Below are 14,727 nucleotides of genomic sequence, written 5' to 3'. Positions count from 1 at the left end.
AGCGGCCCGCGCGCGGCCACCGGGCGCGCTACGCGCTTACCGGGCGGGGGAGGCCGGCGCGGTCGGCGATCTCGTCGTGGAAGGCGCGGAACGTCGACTCCTGCGGCCACGAGGGCGCGTCGGCGAGGAGCTCTCCGACGCGGGTGAGCTCGCCCTCGTCGATGGCGATGACGGCGGCGGCGTAGCGCATGGCCCAGAAGATGAGCGGGCTGACCTCGCTCGCGCGCTCCAGCAGCGCGCGATCGCCCGGCACGCTCGTGTGCGCGAAGGCGCGGGCGAGCGCGCCGGCAGCCACCCGCAAGGTGACCACCCGGTCGCGGAACGGAGCGCTGACCTTCGGGGGCGGGAGGCGCTCCAGGCGACCGGCCCGATCGAGGGCCGTGTCGAGATCGCCTTCGAACGTGCAGAGGAGCGTGTCCAGGAAGAGCCGGTGCTCCAGGGCCGCCTCCCACGCCGGCCCCCGCTCGGCAGCCGCCATGGCCGCCCGCGCCTTCTCGACCCAGCCGTAGGCAGCGAACGCCGTCGCCGTCATGAGCGGAGCCATCGTGGCGGGGTGCGGGATGCGGTGCAGCGTCGGCGACCAGCGCTGCAGCACCGAGCGCACATCGCCCGAGCGGAGCAGCCTGCGCAGCTTGCGGCGAGCGAGCCAGCGGGCCGCCGCGAACGCGAGGACCACGCTCAGCACCGCGGTCATGATCACCGGCTGGTGCCAGGCGAACTGGAGCGCGACCGCCGCCAGCGCTGCAGAGCCGGTGAAGAGCAGCACCGAAATCAGCCGGCTGCCCTGCCCCTCGTCCTCGGAATCGAACGGATCCACGACACTTCCAAGCGTACGGGGCTTCCCGTACGAGGCAAGTCCCGTACGACGCCCGCTCCGGCGCCGTCGCACGTCATTCCCGCGCTCTGAATTGCACTCCGACTGCAGTCCGATGGCGCCCGGAGGAGCACCAGGGGAGGCGCGGAGTTCGCCACGGAGCCGCGACACCCGCAGCCACGAAACACCGCCGCGCGCTCCATGGGGCTCGACACGGCGCGGAGGTTCGACTACGAAGTCCGTGCGTCAGGCGACAGCGCCTGGACTTCATGGGTCCGCCGACAGCGCGCCGTGAACCCCGCCAGGCCCGGAAGGGAGCAACGGTAGCGGAAAGCGAGTGTGGCGGGCCCACTTGCTTTTTGTGGGCTCGATACTCTCCCGCACCCACCTGGGGCGCGGTCCCGGAGCCCGACGCCGTGTCGCTGCCTGCCGATCAGGGCGCTTCGAGCGCCGCCGGCGCGAGGGGCGCGAGGGGCACGGAGAAGAGCGCGTCCGGGCTCGTCGTGATGCGCGGGACATCCGTGGCGCGCAGCGGGCTGACGCCGCCGGCGGGCAGGCGCTGCTGCACGATGCCCGCCGCCTCGTCGCCGCCCTCCAGCGTGACGGCCGCGATGCGGCTGTCCGGGCCGACGTCGCCGTCGATGAGCACGCTCGCTCGACGCGACGGGCTGATGGATGGATTGCTGGACTCGAGCCCGTTGCCGCTCAGGACGAGCCCGGAGATCGACGCCTGCGCCCGCTCCTGCCAGCTCACGCCGTCGCCCACGACCTCCTGGGAGTGCTCGCCGCCCGCGCTCACCACCGCGGAGTCGGCGAAGGTCCCGGCGATGCGCATGCCGTCGATGATGATGCCGCGCGCGTCGCCGCTCATCCCCAGGCCGATGGCCCTGTTCTTCTCGAGGACGCCCCCCCGGAGCGCGACGGCCTGCTCCGGCGTCGTGTTCTGGATCCAGATCCCGGGCTGGTTGCCGCTCACCTCGAAGCCCTCGCCGTCGAGGCCAAGGGACGCGCTCGCGCGATCGATCAGGAGACCGAACCCGCTGTTGTCGGCGACCCTGAGGGCCGCCGCGTCGAGGGTCGAGCAGCCGGACACCGAGACGCCGCCGCTCGGGTCGAACCCGCTCAGGCCATTGCCGCTCACCTCGACGCGGGACATCGCGGCGCGCGCCCCGACGAGCGACACGCCGACCACCTTGTTGTCGCGGAGGATCGCGTCCTCGACCTCGAGCTCCACCTGCGCCTCGCAGTCGCATCCGCCGGTGCACTGCGCCCAAAGACCCGGACCCCGCGAGCCGGAGACGATGGACCGCACCACGGAGACGCGGTCGGCGTCGAACGCGCTCAGGCCGTAGCGCGCCGAGCCCTCGATCGCGGACTCGACGACGTCGAGCCACGCGCCGAGGCCGAGCGTCACGCCGTCGGACGCGCTCCCGGTGACGCGCACCGCCTCGATCCGCACCCGCGCGCCGGCCGCGAGCGCCACGCCGCCCTCTCGCACCGTGAGCCCGCGGAGGACCGCGCCGTCGCCGGCCGCGAGCGAGACCGCCGCCACCGACACGGAGCCGGCGCCCCGGCCCAGCAGGCTCACGCCGGGAGGCAGAGCGACCGGTCCATAGACGCCGGGGCCGAGCGCGATGCACGCCCCGGGTCGAGCCGCGGCGGCGGCCGGCGAGAGCGCCGCGTCGCCCGCGAACTCGATCACCTCGGCGCAGTCGACGGAAGCGGCGCAGAAGTCGCCATCGCAGAGCGCTCCGGCGGGGACGCCGATGCACGCGCCGGAGGCGGCGCGCGCGTCCGGGCACGCGCTCGCGCCCTTCGGTTCAGGGTCCGACGCGCACCCGAGCGCCGCCGGGCCGAGCACGGCCGCGGCGGTCAAAACGAGGGCTGCCTGATTCCAAGCCTTGATCATGACGAACGTCTCCCGCGCGGCACGCCGCGCTACCTGACCAGAAAAGGGTCGACCCTCAGGGCCGCGCGAGCACCGCGCGGCACTCATCCGCCCGCGCCGCGAGCTCGCCTTCGCCGAAATGCGCCACCAGCGAGGCGGAGAGCTGCGCCGCGGCGGCCTCGGCGCGAGGGCGCGTCGAGGCGTCGCGCAGGCCCGCGCGGCAGATCCTCGCGAGGCCGAGCGCGACGTCGGCGAGGTACACGCGCCCGCCGCCCACCTCGGCGAGGCGCAGCGCCGCGCAGCCGGACTCGAGCGCCTCGCCCACGTGGCCGACCGTGAGCAGCGCCGCGGCCAGGTTGCGGTAGGCGTCCGGGAGGTCAGCGCCGGCGCCGGACTGCTCGCCCAGCATCACCGCGCGCCGCGCGTGCTCCAGCGCGGCGTGCGGGCGCGAGAGCCGGAGCTCGACCTCCGCGAGGTTGTTGTGCCCCGAGGCGATCGCCTGGAGATCGCCGAGCCGCTCCTTCAGCGCGAGCGCGCGGGCGAACACCTCCCGGGCGCCGCCGAGATCGCCCCTCGCGAACAGCACCGCCGCGACGCCGTTCAGCGCGAAGCTCAGCGCCTGCGGGCACGCGCGCTCGTCGACGGCGCGCGCGGCCTGGCGGTAACAGCGCTCGGCCTGCACGAGCCGGCCGCGCGAGTAGAACACCGTCCCGAGCGCGAGCAGCAGCTGCGACGCGGCCTCGCGCCGGCGGCCGTCGCCGAGCGGCAGCGTCGAGCAGACGCGCAGGCTCCGGAGCGCGACAGCGCGGCAGGCGTCGAGATCGCCGTCGCGCCGGTGGAGCGCCGCGAGCAGGCCGACCATGGGGAGCGCCTCCGGGGCGGCGCCGCCGCGCTCCGCGAGCGCGATCGCCCGCTCGACGAGCGCGCGCGCCTCGGCCGTGGCGCCGCGCACCTTGAGCGCGAGCGCGAGGCGGAAATCCACGCGCGCATCCCAGAGCAGCGCCGCGTTCGGGTCGCGCGAGGACGGCGCGGTGGCGCGCCGCTCCACGCGGAGGATCCGCGCCCGCGCGTCGTGGTAGGCGCGCTCCGCCTCGTCGAGGCGGCCCGCCCGCCGGAGCGCATCGCCGACGTCGAGCAGGAGCCCCGCGCGCTCGTGCCATGCGAACAGCCGGCGCTCGCCGCCCCCCGGCGCGGCCGCCGACGGGGCGCGCCCCGCGGCGCCGACCGCCGCGGCGCCGCCCCCGGCGCTCGCGTGGATCTCCCGGGCCCGCTCGAAATGGCGCAGCGCCTCGGCGTTCTGCCCGAGGGATGACGCGCCCGCCGCGGCGCGCGCGTAGGCGAGCGCGGCGCTCCGCGCGTCGCCGCCGCGATCGTGGTGGAGCGCCGCGAGCGCCGCCCCGACCTCCCCGAGCCCCCGCGGCGCCGCCGACAGGCCGTCGAGCCAGGAGGCGACCGCGCGGTGCATCGCGCGGCGCACCTTGAGGCTGAGCGTGTCGTAGGCGATCTCCTGGGTCGCCGCCTCGGCGAAGACGTACTCGCAGTCCTCGGGGAAGATCGACGCGTCGCGCGCGCGGATGAGCTGCTGATCCCGGAGCCGGCGCAGCACGTCCGAGGTGCTCGAGGCGCCGCCGTCGAGCGGCGCGACGCCGCGGAGGTGGTCGATCGCGCCCTTCCAGAACGTCCTGCCGACCACGGCCGCCTGCGCCAGGACGGCCCGCGCCTCGCCGTCGAGCCGATCGAGCCGCGCCTGGACGATGCCCTGGATCGTCGCCGGCAGGGAGAGCCGGGCGAGCTTCTCCTCGTGCAGGATCCACGGCTCGCCGGCGCGCCGCTCGAGCGCGCCGACGTCGATGAGCAGGTACAGCGTCTCGGTCAGCGTGAGCGGGTTGCCCTCGGCGCGCTCCGCCAGGGCGCGGATGGCCTCCGCAGAGCAGCGCGCGACGAGGCGCAGGCGATCGCGGGCCATGTCCTCGACATGCCGCCGCGGTAGCGGGCCGAGATCGAGGCGCGCGTGGCTCGCCTTCCCCTCGCCCCAGTGCGGCCGCCGATCGTAGAGCTCGGGCCGCGCCGCGCCGACGAGGAGCAGCGGCGCGTCCGCGAGGCGCACGGCCAGGTCGTCGAAGAGGTCGAGGCTGGCGTCGTCCGCCCAGTGGATGTCGTCGAGCAGGACGACCACGGCCCCGCGCGCGGCCATCGTCCGCAGGAGCACCGCGACGGCCGCGGCCACCCGCTTCTTGACCTCCGCGCCGCCCTCGTCGGGGACGATCGCCGTCGCGGACACGACCGGCGCCGGGCGGGGCGGGCAGAGCACGGCCGCGACCTCGGCCAGCGCGTCCTCCAGGGCGAGCGGATGGGGCGCGCCGCCGGCCTCGCCGCCCGCGCCTGCCCCGGAGACGCCCGTCCTGAGCTTGCGCAGGACGACGTCGCGCGCGTCGTCGTCCTGCACGCGGAAATGGGAGCGCAGGAGCGACGCGGCGAGGTGGTAGCTCGCATCCATCGACAGCGAGGAGCACGCCGCTCCGAGCACGACGCACGGGTCCGCCTGCGACAGCGCCGTCCCCCGGATCTCCGAGAGGAGGCGGCTGCGCCCGATGCCCCCCGCGCCGACCACCGAGACGAACATCGCGCGCCGCTCCGCGACGACCGTCTCCAGCGCCTCCGAGAGCCGCTGCACCTCCGCCGTCCGCCCGACGAAGCGGGTGTCCTGGCCGAGGAAATCGGACCCGGCGATCGATCCGCTCGCGGGCCTGAGGACGCGGAAGCTCGGCACGTCCCCTCCCTGCGGCTCGATCTGGAAGAGCCCGGCCACCTGCCGGAACGTGGGCTGCGCGATCAGCACCGCGCCCGGCGCGGCGGCCTGCTGGAGCTGCGCGGCCGCCTTCATGGCCTCGCCGGAGGCGTCGACCGGGGCGCCCGGCCCGGCCGCGCCGCTCACGAACAGCCTCCCCGTGCTGATGCCGACGCGCAGCCCCGGCCGGCACCCCGGCGGCAGCTGGACGCGGAGCGACGCGGCGTCGATCGCGGCGAGCTCCAGCCCGGCGCGGACGGCCCGCTCGGCGTCGTTGTCGCTCGCGCGCGGCGCGCCGAACAGCGCGGTGACGGCGCCCTCGCTCCGGCCGTTCACGACGCCGCCGAGGCCCTCGACGCGCTCGCGGACGAGCTCGAGGCAAGCCTCGCGGAGCTCCATCTCCTGCTCCGGATCGAGCGGCGCTTGCCCGTCGCCGCCGGCCACGATCTCCGCAGAGAGCACGGTGCAGACGCGGTACTCGCCCGCAGGCTGCGCGACCTTCGCGGCGCGCGCGGGCGCCGCGAGGGCCGGGCGCGGCGCGCTCCAGCCCGGCGCGGGCGCGCGATGGATGTTCGCCAGCGTGACCGCCATCGGGTCGGCCGGCCTCGGCGCAGCGCCGCGGCGCGCGGCGGCGAGCGCGTCGCCGAGCTCCCGCGCGTCCCGGAAGCGCGCCGCGGGCTCGACCGCGACGGCCCGCCCGATGACCGCCTCGAGCTCAGCGCTCGCCTCGACGCCCAGCCCCGCGAAGGACGGCCGCCTGCGCGGGTCGACGCAGGCGACGTAGAGATCGGCCCAGTCGCTCCCGTCGATCGGCTGCTTCCCCGAGGCCAGCTGCAGCAGGATGAGCCCCAGCGCGAACACGTCTGTCCAGGGCCCGGTCGCGCCCAGCCTCGGATTGAACTGCTCCGGAGCGCCGTAGAGCGGCGTGAACGCGTGCAGCGTCCGCGATACCGCGAGCTCCTGCGTCGTGTCGGAGGCGGCCCCGCCAGGCGCCGACGCCGCCGATCGCCTCGTCTCGACGAGCGCCCTCGACAGCGGCATCGACGCGTCGATCACCTTGGCGATGCCGAAATCGACGATCTTGATCGTCGTCGCGCCGGGAGAACCGACGAGGAACAGGTTCGCCGGCTTGATGTCGCGGTGCGAGACGCGCTCGTCGTGCGCCATCGCGAGCGCCGACACCGCCGGCGCGAGGAGCTCGATCGCCTCGTCGACGGGGTACGGACCGCGCCCGGCGGCGCGACGCGCGTCGATGTGCTGCGCGAGCGTCTCCCCCTCGAGCCACTCCATGACGATGTAGGGCGTCCAGTGGCCCTCCGGCGAGGTCGCGGCGGAGACGTCGAGCGCCTGGACGATGCCCGTCGTCCGGCGCGAGAGCCGGTGCAGCAGCCGGGCCTCGCGCTCGAACATGTCGAGCAGCGACGCCTGCTCTTCCGGAGAGAAATTTGCTGGCAATTTCAAGCACTTGACCGCCACCTGCTCCTGGAAGCCGAGGTGCGTCGCCCGGTAGACCACGCCGAACGCCCCCTCCCCGGCCACGGCGTCCACCAGCAGCTTGCCGCCCAGGGTGCTGCCCACCCAGCCGAATGGGTCTCCCGCGATCATCCGCAGAAATTCTACCGCCCGGGCCGCGGCGCCGGGAGCGCGCCGCCTCCGCAAGGCGACGATCGCCGTCCCGCGCCACCGCCGGAAGCCGGGAGAGCAAAGCGAGCGCCACAGCAGTCGCCCTGCGCGCGCGTCCGTGCTACGCAGCCGCCTGCAGGGCGCGCCCTCGGTCCTGGCTACCGTCCTGCGCGAGCTGCCGCAGCGGTCCCCGGGGCGGATCGCACGCGTGCAGTGGAAGGGCGTCCTCGGGCGTCGGGCGCGACTCTGGGGTGCGATGTGGCTGAGCCGGAAGTTCTTTCCCGCGATGGTGGCCCGCTCGAGGTCCTGATCATCACCCAGAGCTCGATGAGCACGCGACAGCTGCCGGGCTCCGGGAGCGTCGTCCTGGGCAGGGACGAGGACGCCGGCCTCTGCGTCCCGGACTCCTCGGTGTCGCGCCGGCACGCGGTGCTGCACCTCGGCCCGCCGCTCCGGATCGAGGACCTCGGCAGCAGCAACGGGACCCGCGTGCGCACCCGCCATAGCAGCGCGGCGACCGAGCGCCTCATCGACGTCGGCAAGGGCGCGCCCGCGCGGGACGGCGCCGTCGAGCTCTCGCCCGGCGACGTGATCTACCTGGGCGCCGCGCGCGTCATCCTCCGGCAGAAGGACGGCGAACGGGGCGCGCGCAAGGACGTCATCGTCAAGGACGACGCGATGCGCGCCGTCTACGAGCTGGCCGAGCGCGTCGCGAAGGGCCCCATCAACATCCTGCTCCTCGGCGAGACGGGCGCCGGCAAGGAGGTGCTGGCCGAGTCGATCCACAGGGCCTCGCCGCGCGCGGGCCGGCCCCTCCTGCGCCTGAGCTGCGTCGCGCTCTCCGAGTCGCTGCTCGAGAGCGAGCTGTTCGGCCACGAGCGCGGCGCCTTCACCGGCGCCGTCCGGGCGAAGCCGGGGCTGCTCGAGACGGCCGAGGGGGGCACGGTGTTCCTCGACGAGATCGGCGAGCTGCCGCCCTCGATCCAGGCCAAGCTGCTCCGGGTCATCGAGGAGCGGATGGTGATGCGGGTCGGCGGCCTGACCCCCACGAAGATCGACGTCCGCTTCATCTCGGCGACGCACCGCAACCTCGAGGCCGAGGTGAGCCGCAGCGCGTTCCGGCAGGACCTGTACTTCCGGCTGAACGGCGTGACCCTCACCATCCCGCCGCTGCGCGAGCGGCCCGGGGAGGTCGCGGCGCTGGCGCAGCTCTTCGCGGAGCGCACGGCGAAGGAGCTCTTCCCGAGCGAGGCGAGCGCCGCGGCCGCTCCGCTCCCCCCGGCGGCCCTGGCCGCGCTCCAGCGCCACAGCTGGCCAGGCAACATCCGGGAGCTGCGCAACGTGGTCGAGCGCGCGGTGATCCTCGCCAACGGGGCGCCCATCGGGCCGGAGCACCTGCTCCTTTCCCCCCTGGCCGATCCCACCCGTCCATCGCATGAGCCTAGCCTTCCGGTGCACCCGTCGCAGGCGCCCGCCTCGGCGGCCGCGTCCCCGAACGCGAATGTGAATGCGAAGGGCGTGCCCGACGGCGCGAAGGGCGTGCTCGACGGCGCGGGCGCGAGCCCCACACGGCTGCGCGACACCATGGAGGCCCACGAGCGCGAGCGCATCGTCCAGGCGCTCGAGCAGTGCATGGGGAACCAGACGCGCGCCGCGGCGCTGCTCGGGATCTCGCGGCGTACGCTGGTGGAGCGCATCCGCGTGTACGGGCTGCCGCGGCCGCGCAAGGCATGAGCGTTGCCCGAGCGTTGCGCAAGACGCCGCGCAAGTTGCGCGAGGGCTCGCTCAACCGAGCGCCCGCGCGCGCAACGCCTCAGGCGGGCGTCTCGCGCGGCGAAAGCGGGGCGAGCTCGATCCCGAGCTCGGTGGCGAACCGGAAGATGCGCTCGTCGCGGTAGAACTCGCCGAAGACGACGCGCGAGATCCCCGCGTTCGCCATCATCTTGAAGCACCCCCAGCAAGGCGAGGCCGTGACGTAGACCGTCGCGCCGTCGATCCGCACCCCGTTCCGCGCGGCCTGGATGATCGCGTTGGCCTCCGCGTGGATCGTGCGCACACAGTGGCCGTCCTCGATGAGGTGCCCCTCCTCGTCGCAGTGGGGCAGCCCCCGGATCGAGCCGTTGTACCCGGTCGCGAGGATGCTCTTGTCGCGCACGATCACCGCGCCGACGTGCTTCCGGTCGCACGTCGCCCGCGACGCGACGACCTCGGCGATGCGCATGAAGTATTCATCCCACGAAGATCGGTGAGTCATCGCTCGTCTCCACGACGGGGATCCGCGCGCGCTGCCCCCTCGATGCCCAGGGATCCGCGCCCGCTGTCCCCTCCAGAATGTTCAGGGATCCGCCCTCCGGTCACCCCGCGAGGAGGCCCGGCGATGCGCGCCCGCGGCCCTGGCTGAGCCGCGCGGGCGCTTCTATCACGATGTCGGGCGCCGCGGAGCCCCTCGCGGACGGTCGACCGCGCGAGGCGCCTCGACAGCGAGGGCCGCCGCGTGGTAGCGCGCGTGCGTGAGCTCCACTGCGAAACCACGCCGGTCAGATCGCCGCATCCTCGTGCTCGGCTCGGGGGGGCGCGAGCACGCCCTCGCGCGCACGTTCGCCCGATCGCCCTCGGTCGCCGAGGTCATCGTGGCGCCCGGGAACGCCGGCACCCAGGCGCAAGGCGGCGCCGGCCGCGCGCCGATCCGCCGCGCCGACCTCGCCGCCCTGTCGCCCGACGAGGCGACCCGGCTCGCCGTCCGCGAGCGCGCCGACCTGGTCGTCGTCGGCCCCGAGGCGCCCCTCTGCGCCGGCGTCGCCGACGCGCTCGCCGCCGCCGGCATCGCCGTCTTCGGGCCGAGCCGCGAGGCGGCGCGCCTCGAGGGGTCGAAGGCGTTCCTGAAGGAGTTCGCCGCGCGCCACGGGATCCCGACCGCGCCGTTCCAGATCGCGCGCTCCTTCGAGGAGGCCGCCCGCATCATCCGCGAGCGCGGCGCGCCCATCGTCGTGAAGGCCGACGGGCTCTGCGCCGGCAAGGGCGTCGTCGTCGCGACGACCGTCGACGAGGCGCTCGCGGCGGCGAAGGACATGCTCGTGGATCACCGCTTCGGCGACGCCGGCGCCACCGTGATCCTGGAGGACGCCATCCAGGGCGAGGAGGCCAGCGTGCACGCCCTCAGCGACGGCGAGGCGATCTTCGTCCTGCCGGCGGCGCGCGATCACAAGCGCGTCGGCGAGGGCGACACCGGGCCGAACACCGGCGGCATGGGCGCGTTCGCGCCGAGCGCCAGCGTCACCCCCGCCCTGGCCGCGCGCGTCGAGCGCGAGATCCTCCGGCCGACGATCGACGGCATGCGGGCGGAAGGGAGGCCCTTCCGCGGGGTGCTGTTCGCGGGCCTGATGATCACGCCCGCGGGGGATCCGATCCTGCTCGAGCACAACGTCCGCTTCGGCGATCCCGAGTGCGAGGCGCTGATGGAGCTCCTCGAGGGCGACGTCGCCGAGCTCTGCGCGTCGGCCGCGGCGGGCGCGCTGGATCCCGGGGCGGCGCGCGTCGTCCCCGGCCGCCACGCGCTCACCGTGGTCCTCGCGGCGCGCGGCTACCCCACGGCGCCCGTGACCGGCGACGCCATCCGCGGCCTCGACGCTGCGGCCGCGGTCGAGGGCGCCTTCGTGAACCACGCGGGCACGGCGGAGCGGGACGGCGCGATCGTGACCGCGGGAGGCCGCGTGCTCGCCGTCACCGCGGCGGGCGGCTCGCTCGCGGAGGCGCGGGAGCGCGCGTTCCGCGCCGCGAGCGCGATCGACTTCGACGGCCAGGTGCTCCGCCGCGACATCGGGATGGACGGAACGCGCGCCGCCGGATGAGGCGCGGCGCCCGCCCGCGCCGGCGCGCCGCTTGACCCTCGGCCACCTGTCGTGCCTATCGTCTCACGAGGGCGCGCGATCGCCGCCCAGGCCGTCCGCCGAGGTGCGCGGCGACGCGGCTTGCCGGGGAGCGCATCTGCCACAGAGAGAGGGGGGCGGCGCGGCGTCGTTCCAGACGCGAGAGCGCGGCACCATGGAGCCCATCATCGATCTTGCCCCGGGCGCGGAGGAGAACGCGCTCGCCGCCCACTTCGGCCGGCTCATCCGCGAGCACCTCGGCCGTGACCCGCGGCGCGTGTCCGATTTCCGGACGCTGCGCGGCGCGGTGCTCGTCGTCGCGCAGGACACCGGCACGTCGATGACGATGCGCTTCGATCACGGGCGCCTCACCGTCCATGACGGCGCCATCGGTATCCCCACCGTCACGTTCTGCGGCGACGAGGCGGCGCTTCGCCGGCTCCCCGACATCGCGTTCCACCGCTGGCTGAGGCTCCCGAAGGTAGGCCTCTTGCACCGCCGCCAGAGCGGCCCCCTGCGCGAGCTCGCGCGGCTCGTGGCCAGCGGGGAGCTCAAGATCTACGGCCTCCTCGCGCACCCGCGGCTCATCCTCACGCTGCTCCGGATCCTCTCGAGCCACCCCTGAGCTCCGACCCGCCTCCGACCAGCCTCCGACCAAGACACCCGCGCGGGCGTCTACCAGTGCGACACTGTAAGACGGCAACGGACGTCGCCGTCCGCGGTCCAGGACCGTTCTTGTGGGCTTGCAAACCTTTGCTACGCGGCCCGGAAGCTGGCTTTTGACGGCCTGTTGGGCTGTTGGTATGGCTCGATCATGGGCATCCGATTGCGCTACCTCGCCCACGATCTCGAGGTGCCGCTCGGCGAGTTCTTCATCGGACGGAGCGCCGACTGCCAGCTGTCGCTCGACGACCCGCTTGTGTCGCGCAAGCACGCGCTCTTGACCGTCGGCGAGGGCGGCGTCGCGATCGAGGATCTCGGCAGCCGCAACGGCGTGCTCATCAACGGGACCCGGATCACGGGGCGCCAGCTCCTGTCGGACGGCGACAAGATCGCGATCGGAGGGCAGGAGATGTTCCTGCTCGGGGCGATCGAGCCGAGCTCGACGCACTCTCCGCGGAGCGCGCCGCTCTGGACGAGGCAGCAGAACGCGCGCACGGTCGACATGAGCGAGCTGTCGTCGGGCGAGGACGACGGCGCGACGGCCATCGCCTCGCGCAGGTCGCTGCCCGGGCTCATCCCGCAGCACCCGGACAAGCGCGTGCACGCGCTCAGCCTCATCGGCAGCGTCGCCGACAAGGCGCTCGCCCTGGGGCGGGTCGACGAGGCCGAGCGCATCCTCCAGCGCTCGCTGGCCGACATCCTCACCAAGGCGCGGGAGGGGGGCGTCGGCGCCGTCCAGCCCGAGCTGGTCGAGAAGGCCAGCACGTACGCCACCCGACTCGCCGCGGCCACCGGCCGGGGGGCGTGGATCAACTACATTTTCGAGCTGAATACGCGGCTCGAGCTCCTGCTTCCCGCCTACCTCGTCGATGAGCTGTATAGTGTCCTGCGCAAGGTGAAGGCCGTCGACATGTCCATTCTCCGTGGCTATGCGAAGCGGCTCCGCGAGCGTGCAGGAGAACGTACCCCGGCGGAGCGGTTCATCCTCCAGCGAATCGAAGGGCTCGAGCGCCTCGGCGCACTGAAATAGACCATGCCTTTCCGCCTCCGGTACCTGGCGCACGATTTCGAGCTCCCCGAAGGTCCCTTCGTGATTGGCCGGAGCGGCGACTGTCAGCTCTCGCTCGACGATCCGCTTGTGTCGCGCCGCCACGCCACGCTGCAGGTGCGCAACGACGGCGTGGCCGTGCTCGATCTCGAGAGCAGGAACGGCGTGTACGTCAACGGCACGCGCATCTCCGGCCAGCGCGAGCTGACCGACGGCGACCGCATCATCATCGGCAGCCAGGAGATGCTGCTCTACGGCGGCGAGGAGTCGCGGCCCCACGACGCCTACGGGGTCGAGTTCCGGCGCGCGACTGCGACGCTCGGCGCGATGGCGCTGACCGAGATGCGCAAGATGTCGGACGACCCGACGGAGCTCACGAGCCCGACGGGCGACGGCGGATCGAAGGGCTTCCAGTCGCTGCGCCTGCTCGCGAGCCTCGCCGACAAGGCGCTCGCGATGGGGCGGAGCGAGGAGGCCGAGCGCATCCTGCAGACCGTGCTGATCGACATCCTGAGCCGCGCGCGGACGAACGTGCCGCTGGAGATGCCCGCCGCGGAGCTCGCCGCGCGCTACGCGGCCCGGCTCGCGGGCGCCACGACCAAGGGGACCTGGGTCAACTACGCGTTCGAGCTCTTCACGATCGCGCGCCGCCCGCTGCCCGGCCCCGTCGTCGACGAGCTCTACACCGTGGTCCGCCGCGTCAAGACGCTCGATATCCAGCCGCTCAGGATCTACCTCGACGACCTGCGCCGGATGGCTCCTTCGTTCGGTCCGACCGAGCGGTTTCTGATGCAGCGGATCGAGGGTCTCGAGCGGCTCGTCGCGGCGAAGTAGCGGCCTCCGCCTCGTCGTCCGGCGCCGCGGGATCCGCCGCGGCGGCCCGCGGCGACACGCGCGGGGCCGGCGGCGCGGTCGCGCGCGAGGCCGGCGACGCAGGCCCACGTGACGCAGGCGACGCGGTCGCGCGCGAGGCCGGCGACGCAGGCCCACGTGACGCAGGCGACGCAGTCGCACGCGAGGCCGGCGACGCAGGCCCACGTGACGCGGTCGCGCGTGGAGCCGGCGTTGCCGTCGCGCGTGACGCCTGCGACACGGCCGGGCGTACCGCCACCGCCGGCGCCGCCGTCCCACGCGAGGGCGGCGGCGCGGCCGCAGAGGGGGCCGGCGGCGGCGCGTTGCGAGGGCGCGCGCTCGCCTCCGCTTCCTGCCAGCCGAGGTTCGTCGCGGCGGCCTTCGCGATCGCGTCGCGCAGATCGGGGTCCGCGACCTTCCCGAGCTCCCGCCGCACCTCGAACGGAAGCGGCGCCTGCTTCGGCGCCGAGCGGACCTCCTCGCGCCACGGCGGCCGCGCGACCGCCTCCACCTTGCCGACGCGGAAGCGGAGCGACTGCACCGGGAGACCGCGCGCCCGGAGCTGCTCGGTGATGACATCGCCGAGCATCGAGAGCTCCTGCGCCCACGTCGAGCTCGCCGCACGGACGTGAAGGACGCCGCGCTCCAGCTTGAGCGGCCGCGCGCGCGCGGCGATCCGGGACCCCACGGCGGCCTCCCAATCGCGGAACGGCATCGGCGCGGTGTCGACCTCCGCCGGCGCCGCGAGCGCGGACTGCCGCTGGATCATCGCGCCCAGCCGCTCGATACCTCCGCTCCGACGCGCCATGCGCGCCGAGCGTAGCAGCCTCACGGCCCGCTGTTCCGGCGGAGCGCGGCGTCCAGCCCACGCAGCGTCACGGGCGGCCGGCCCCCGCCGCGCCGTCGGGCGACCACGACGCCCAACGGTCGACCGCCGGCGGACCCCACCCCGCCTGAAGGGCCGGGAACTGCAAGCGATTTCACCAACAGCGGACGAAATCCGCGCTCATGCGCCTCGTCCAAGGATTCCGTACCAGTACCGAAGGTGGGACTCGAACCCACAAGCCCTTGCGGACAGCGGATTTTGAATCCGCCGCGTCTGCCATTCCGCCACTTCGGCTCAGCGCTCCGATGTCCGTGCGCTCCGGGAACCGTAGATCACCGGGCACGACCCTGGCAACGGTC

General features: G+C 74.4%; 10 protein-coding genes, 1 tRNA gene and 1 other RNA gene. 6 read left to right on the top strand and 6 right to left on the bottom strand.

Annotation, left to right across the window (positions count from 1 at the left end; genetic code table 11):
• Positions 1-28: 28 nt before the first annotated feature.
• Entirely contained in the window at positions 29-817 is a 789-nt protein-coding gene (locus WMF36_RS46220) for a hypothetical protein (RefSeq protein ID WP_437577256.1), read from the bottom strand.
• A gap of 264 nt (positions 818-1,081) precedes the next feature.
• On the opposite strand from WMF36_RS46220, the gene ffs reads away from it, so the two are divergent.
• An RNA gene (gene ffs / locus WMF36_RS46215) (signal recognition particle sRNA small type) lies at positions 1,082-1,171 on the top strand.
• Positions 1,172-1,247: 76 nt separating this feature from the next.
• Here the strand turns inward: ffs and WMF36_RS46210 are convergent.
• Entirely contained in the window at positions 1,248-2,723 is a 1,476-nt protein-coding gene (locus WMF36_RS46210; RefSeq protein ID WP_437577255.1) for a hypothetical protein, read from the bottom strand.
• Between the two features lie 55 nt (positions 2,724-2,778).
• Positions 2,779-7,095 (bottom strand): protein kinase domain-containing protein, encoded by a 4,317-nt coding sequence (locus WMF36_RS46205; protein ID WP_437577254.1) that lies wholly within the window; start codon positions 7,093-7,095, stop codon positions 2,779-2,781.
• 345 nt (positions 7,096-7,440) lie between these two features.
• On the opposite strand from WMF36_RS46205, the gene WMF36_RS46200 reads away from it, so the two are divergent.
• The gene (locus tag WMF36_RS46200) at positions 7,441-8,847 is read left to right on the top strand and encodes a sigma 54-interacting transcriptional regulator (RefSeq protein ID WP_437577253.1); all 1,407 of its coding nucleotides are present in this window, start codon (positions 7,441-7,443) and stop codon (positions 8,845-8,847) included.
• Between the two features lie 79 nt (positions 8,848-8,926).
• Here WMF36_RS46200 and WMF36_RS46195 read toward each other — a convergent pair whose 3' ends face one another.
• Positions 8,927-9,367, bottom strand: a complete 441-nt coding sequence (locus tag WMF36_RS46195) for a deoxycytidylate deaminase (protein ID WP_437484600.1) — start codon at positions 9,365-9,367, stop codon at positions 8,927-8,929.
• A gap of 256 nt (positions 9,368-9,623) precedes the next feature.
• On the opposite strand from WMF36_RS46195, the gene purD reads away from it, so the two are divergent.
• From purD to WMF36_RS46175, 4 genes are all read left to right on the top strand, one after another.
• Positions 9,624-10,961, top strand: a complete 1,338-nt coding sequence (gene purD / locus WMF36_RS46190) for a phosphoribosylamine--glycine ligase (RefSeq protein WP_437577252.1) — start codon at positions 9,624-9,626, stop codon at positions 10,959-10,961.
• A gap of 193 nt (positions 10,962-11,154) precedes the next feature.
• Positions 11,155-11,604: a hypothetical protein gene (locus WMF36_RS46185; RefSeq protein WP_437577251.1), complete on the top strand. Its 450-nt coding sequence runs from the start codon at positions 11,155-11,157 to the stop codon at positions 11,602-11,604.
• Between the two features lie 189 nt (positions 11,605-11,793).
• Complete coding sequence (locus tag WMF36_RS46180) at positions 11,794-12,672, top strand: FHA domain-containing protein (RefSeq protein ID WP_437484597.1); 879 nt, start codon at positions 11,794-11,796, stop codon at positions 12,670-12,672.
• A gap of 3 nt (positions 12,673-12,675) precedes the next feature.
• Positions 12,676-13,524: an FHA domain-containing protein gene (locus tag WMF36_RS46175; RefSeq protein WP_437278710.1), complete on the top strand. Its 849-nt coding sequence runs from the start codon at positions 12,676-12,678 to the stop codon at positions 13,522-13,524.
• Here WMF36_RS46175 and WMF36_RS46170 read toward each other — a convergent pair.
• Together WMF36_RS46170 and WMF36_RS46165 are read right to left on the bottom strand one after the other, a co-directional pair.
• Entirely contained in the window at positions 13,415-14,257 is an 843-nt protein-coding gene (locus WMF36_RS46170) for a DciA family protein (protein WP_437582049.1), read from the bottom strand. The genes WMF36_RS46175 and WMF36_RS46170 overlap by 110 nt on opposite strands.
• Positions 14,258-14,579: 322 nt before the next feature.
• Positions 14,580-14,662, bottom strand: a tRNA-Leu gene (locus WMF36_RS46165).
• Positions 14,663-14,727 lie beyond the last annotated feature (65 nt).

The sequence above is a fragment of the Sorangium sp. So ce887 genome (assembly GCF_051521455.1).
Lineage (GTDB): Bacteria > Myxococcota_A > Polyangia > Polyangiales > Polyangiaceae > Sorangium.
Note: the sequence above shows the minus strand (reverse complement) of the source record. Positions and strands in the feature narration are given on the sequence as shown.

Excerpts from the sequence above, each read along its gene's own strand:
- WMF36_RS46210 (WP_437577255.1), bottom strand. The coding sequence starts at position 2,723 with ATGATCAAGGCTTGGAATCAGGCAGCCCTCGTTTTGACCGCCGCGGCC.
- WMF36_RS46205 (WP_437577254.1), bottom strand. The coding sequence starts at position 7,095 with ATGATCGCGGGAGACCCATTCGGCTGGGTGGGCAGCACCCTGGGCGGC.
- WMF36_RS46200 (WP_437577253.1), top strand. The coding sequence starts at position 7,441 with ATGAGCACGCGACAGCTGCCGGGCTCCGGGAGCGTCGTCCTGGGCAGG.
- WMF36_RS46195 (WP_437484600.1), bottom strand. The coding sequence starts at position 9,367 with ATGACTCACCGATCTTCGTGGGATGAATACTTCATGCGCATCGCCGAG.
- WMF36_RS46185 (WP_437577251.1), top strand. The coding sequence starts at position 11,155 with ATGGAGCCCATCATCGATCTTGCCCCGGGCGCGGAGGAGAACGCGCTC.
- WMF36_RS46180 (WP_437484597.1), top strand. The coding sequence starts at position 11,794 with ATGGGCATCCGATTGCGCTACCTCGCCCACGATCTCGAGGTGCCGCTC.
- WMF36_RS46175 (WP_437278710.1), top strand. The coding sequence starts at position 12,676 with ATGCCTTTCCGCCTCCGGTACCTGGCGCACGATTTCGAGCTCCCCGAA.
- WMF36_RS46170 (WP_437582049.1), bottom strand. The coding sequence starts at position 14,257 with ATGCCGTTCCGCGATTGGGAGGCCGCCGTGGGGTCCCGGATCGCCGCG.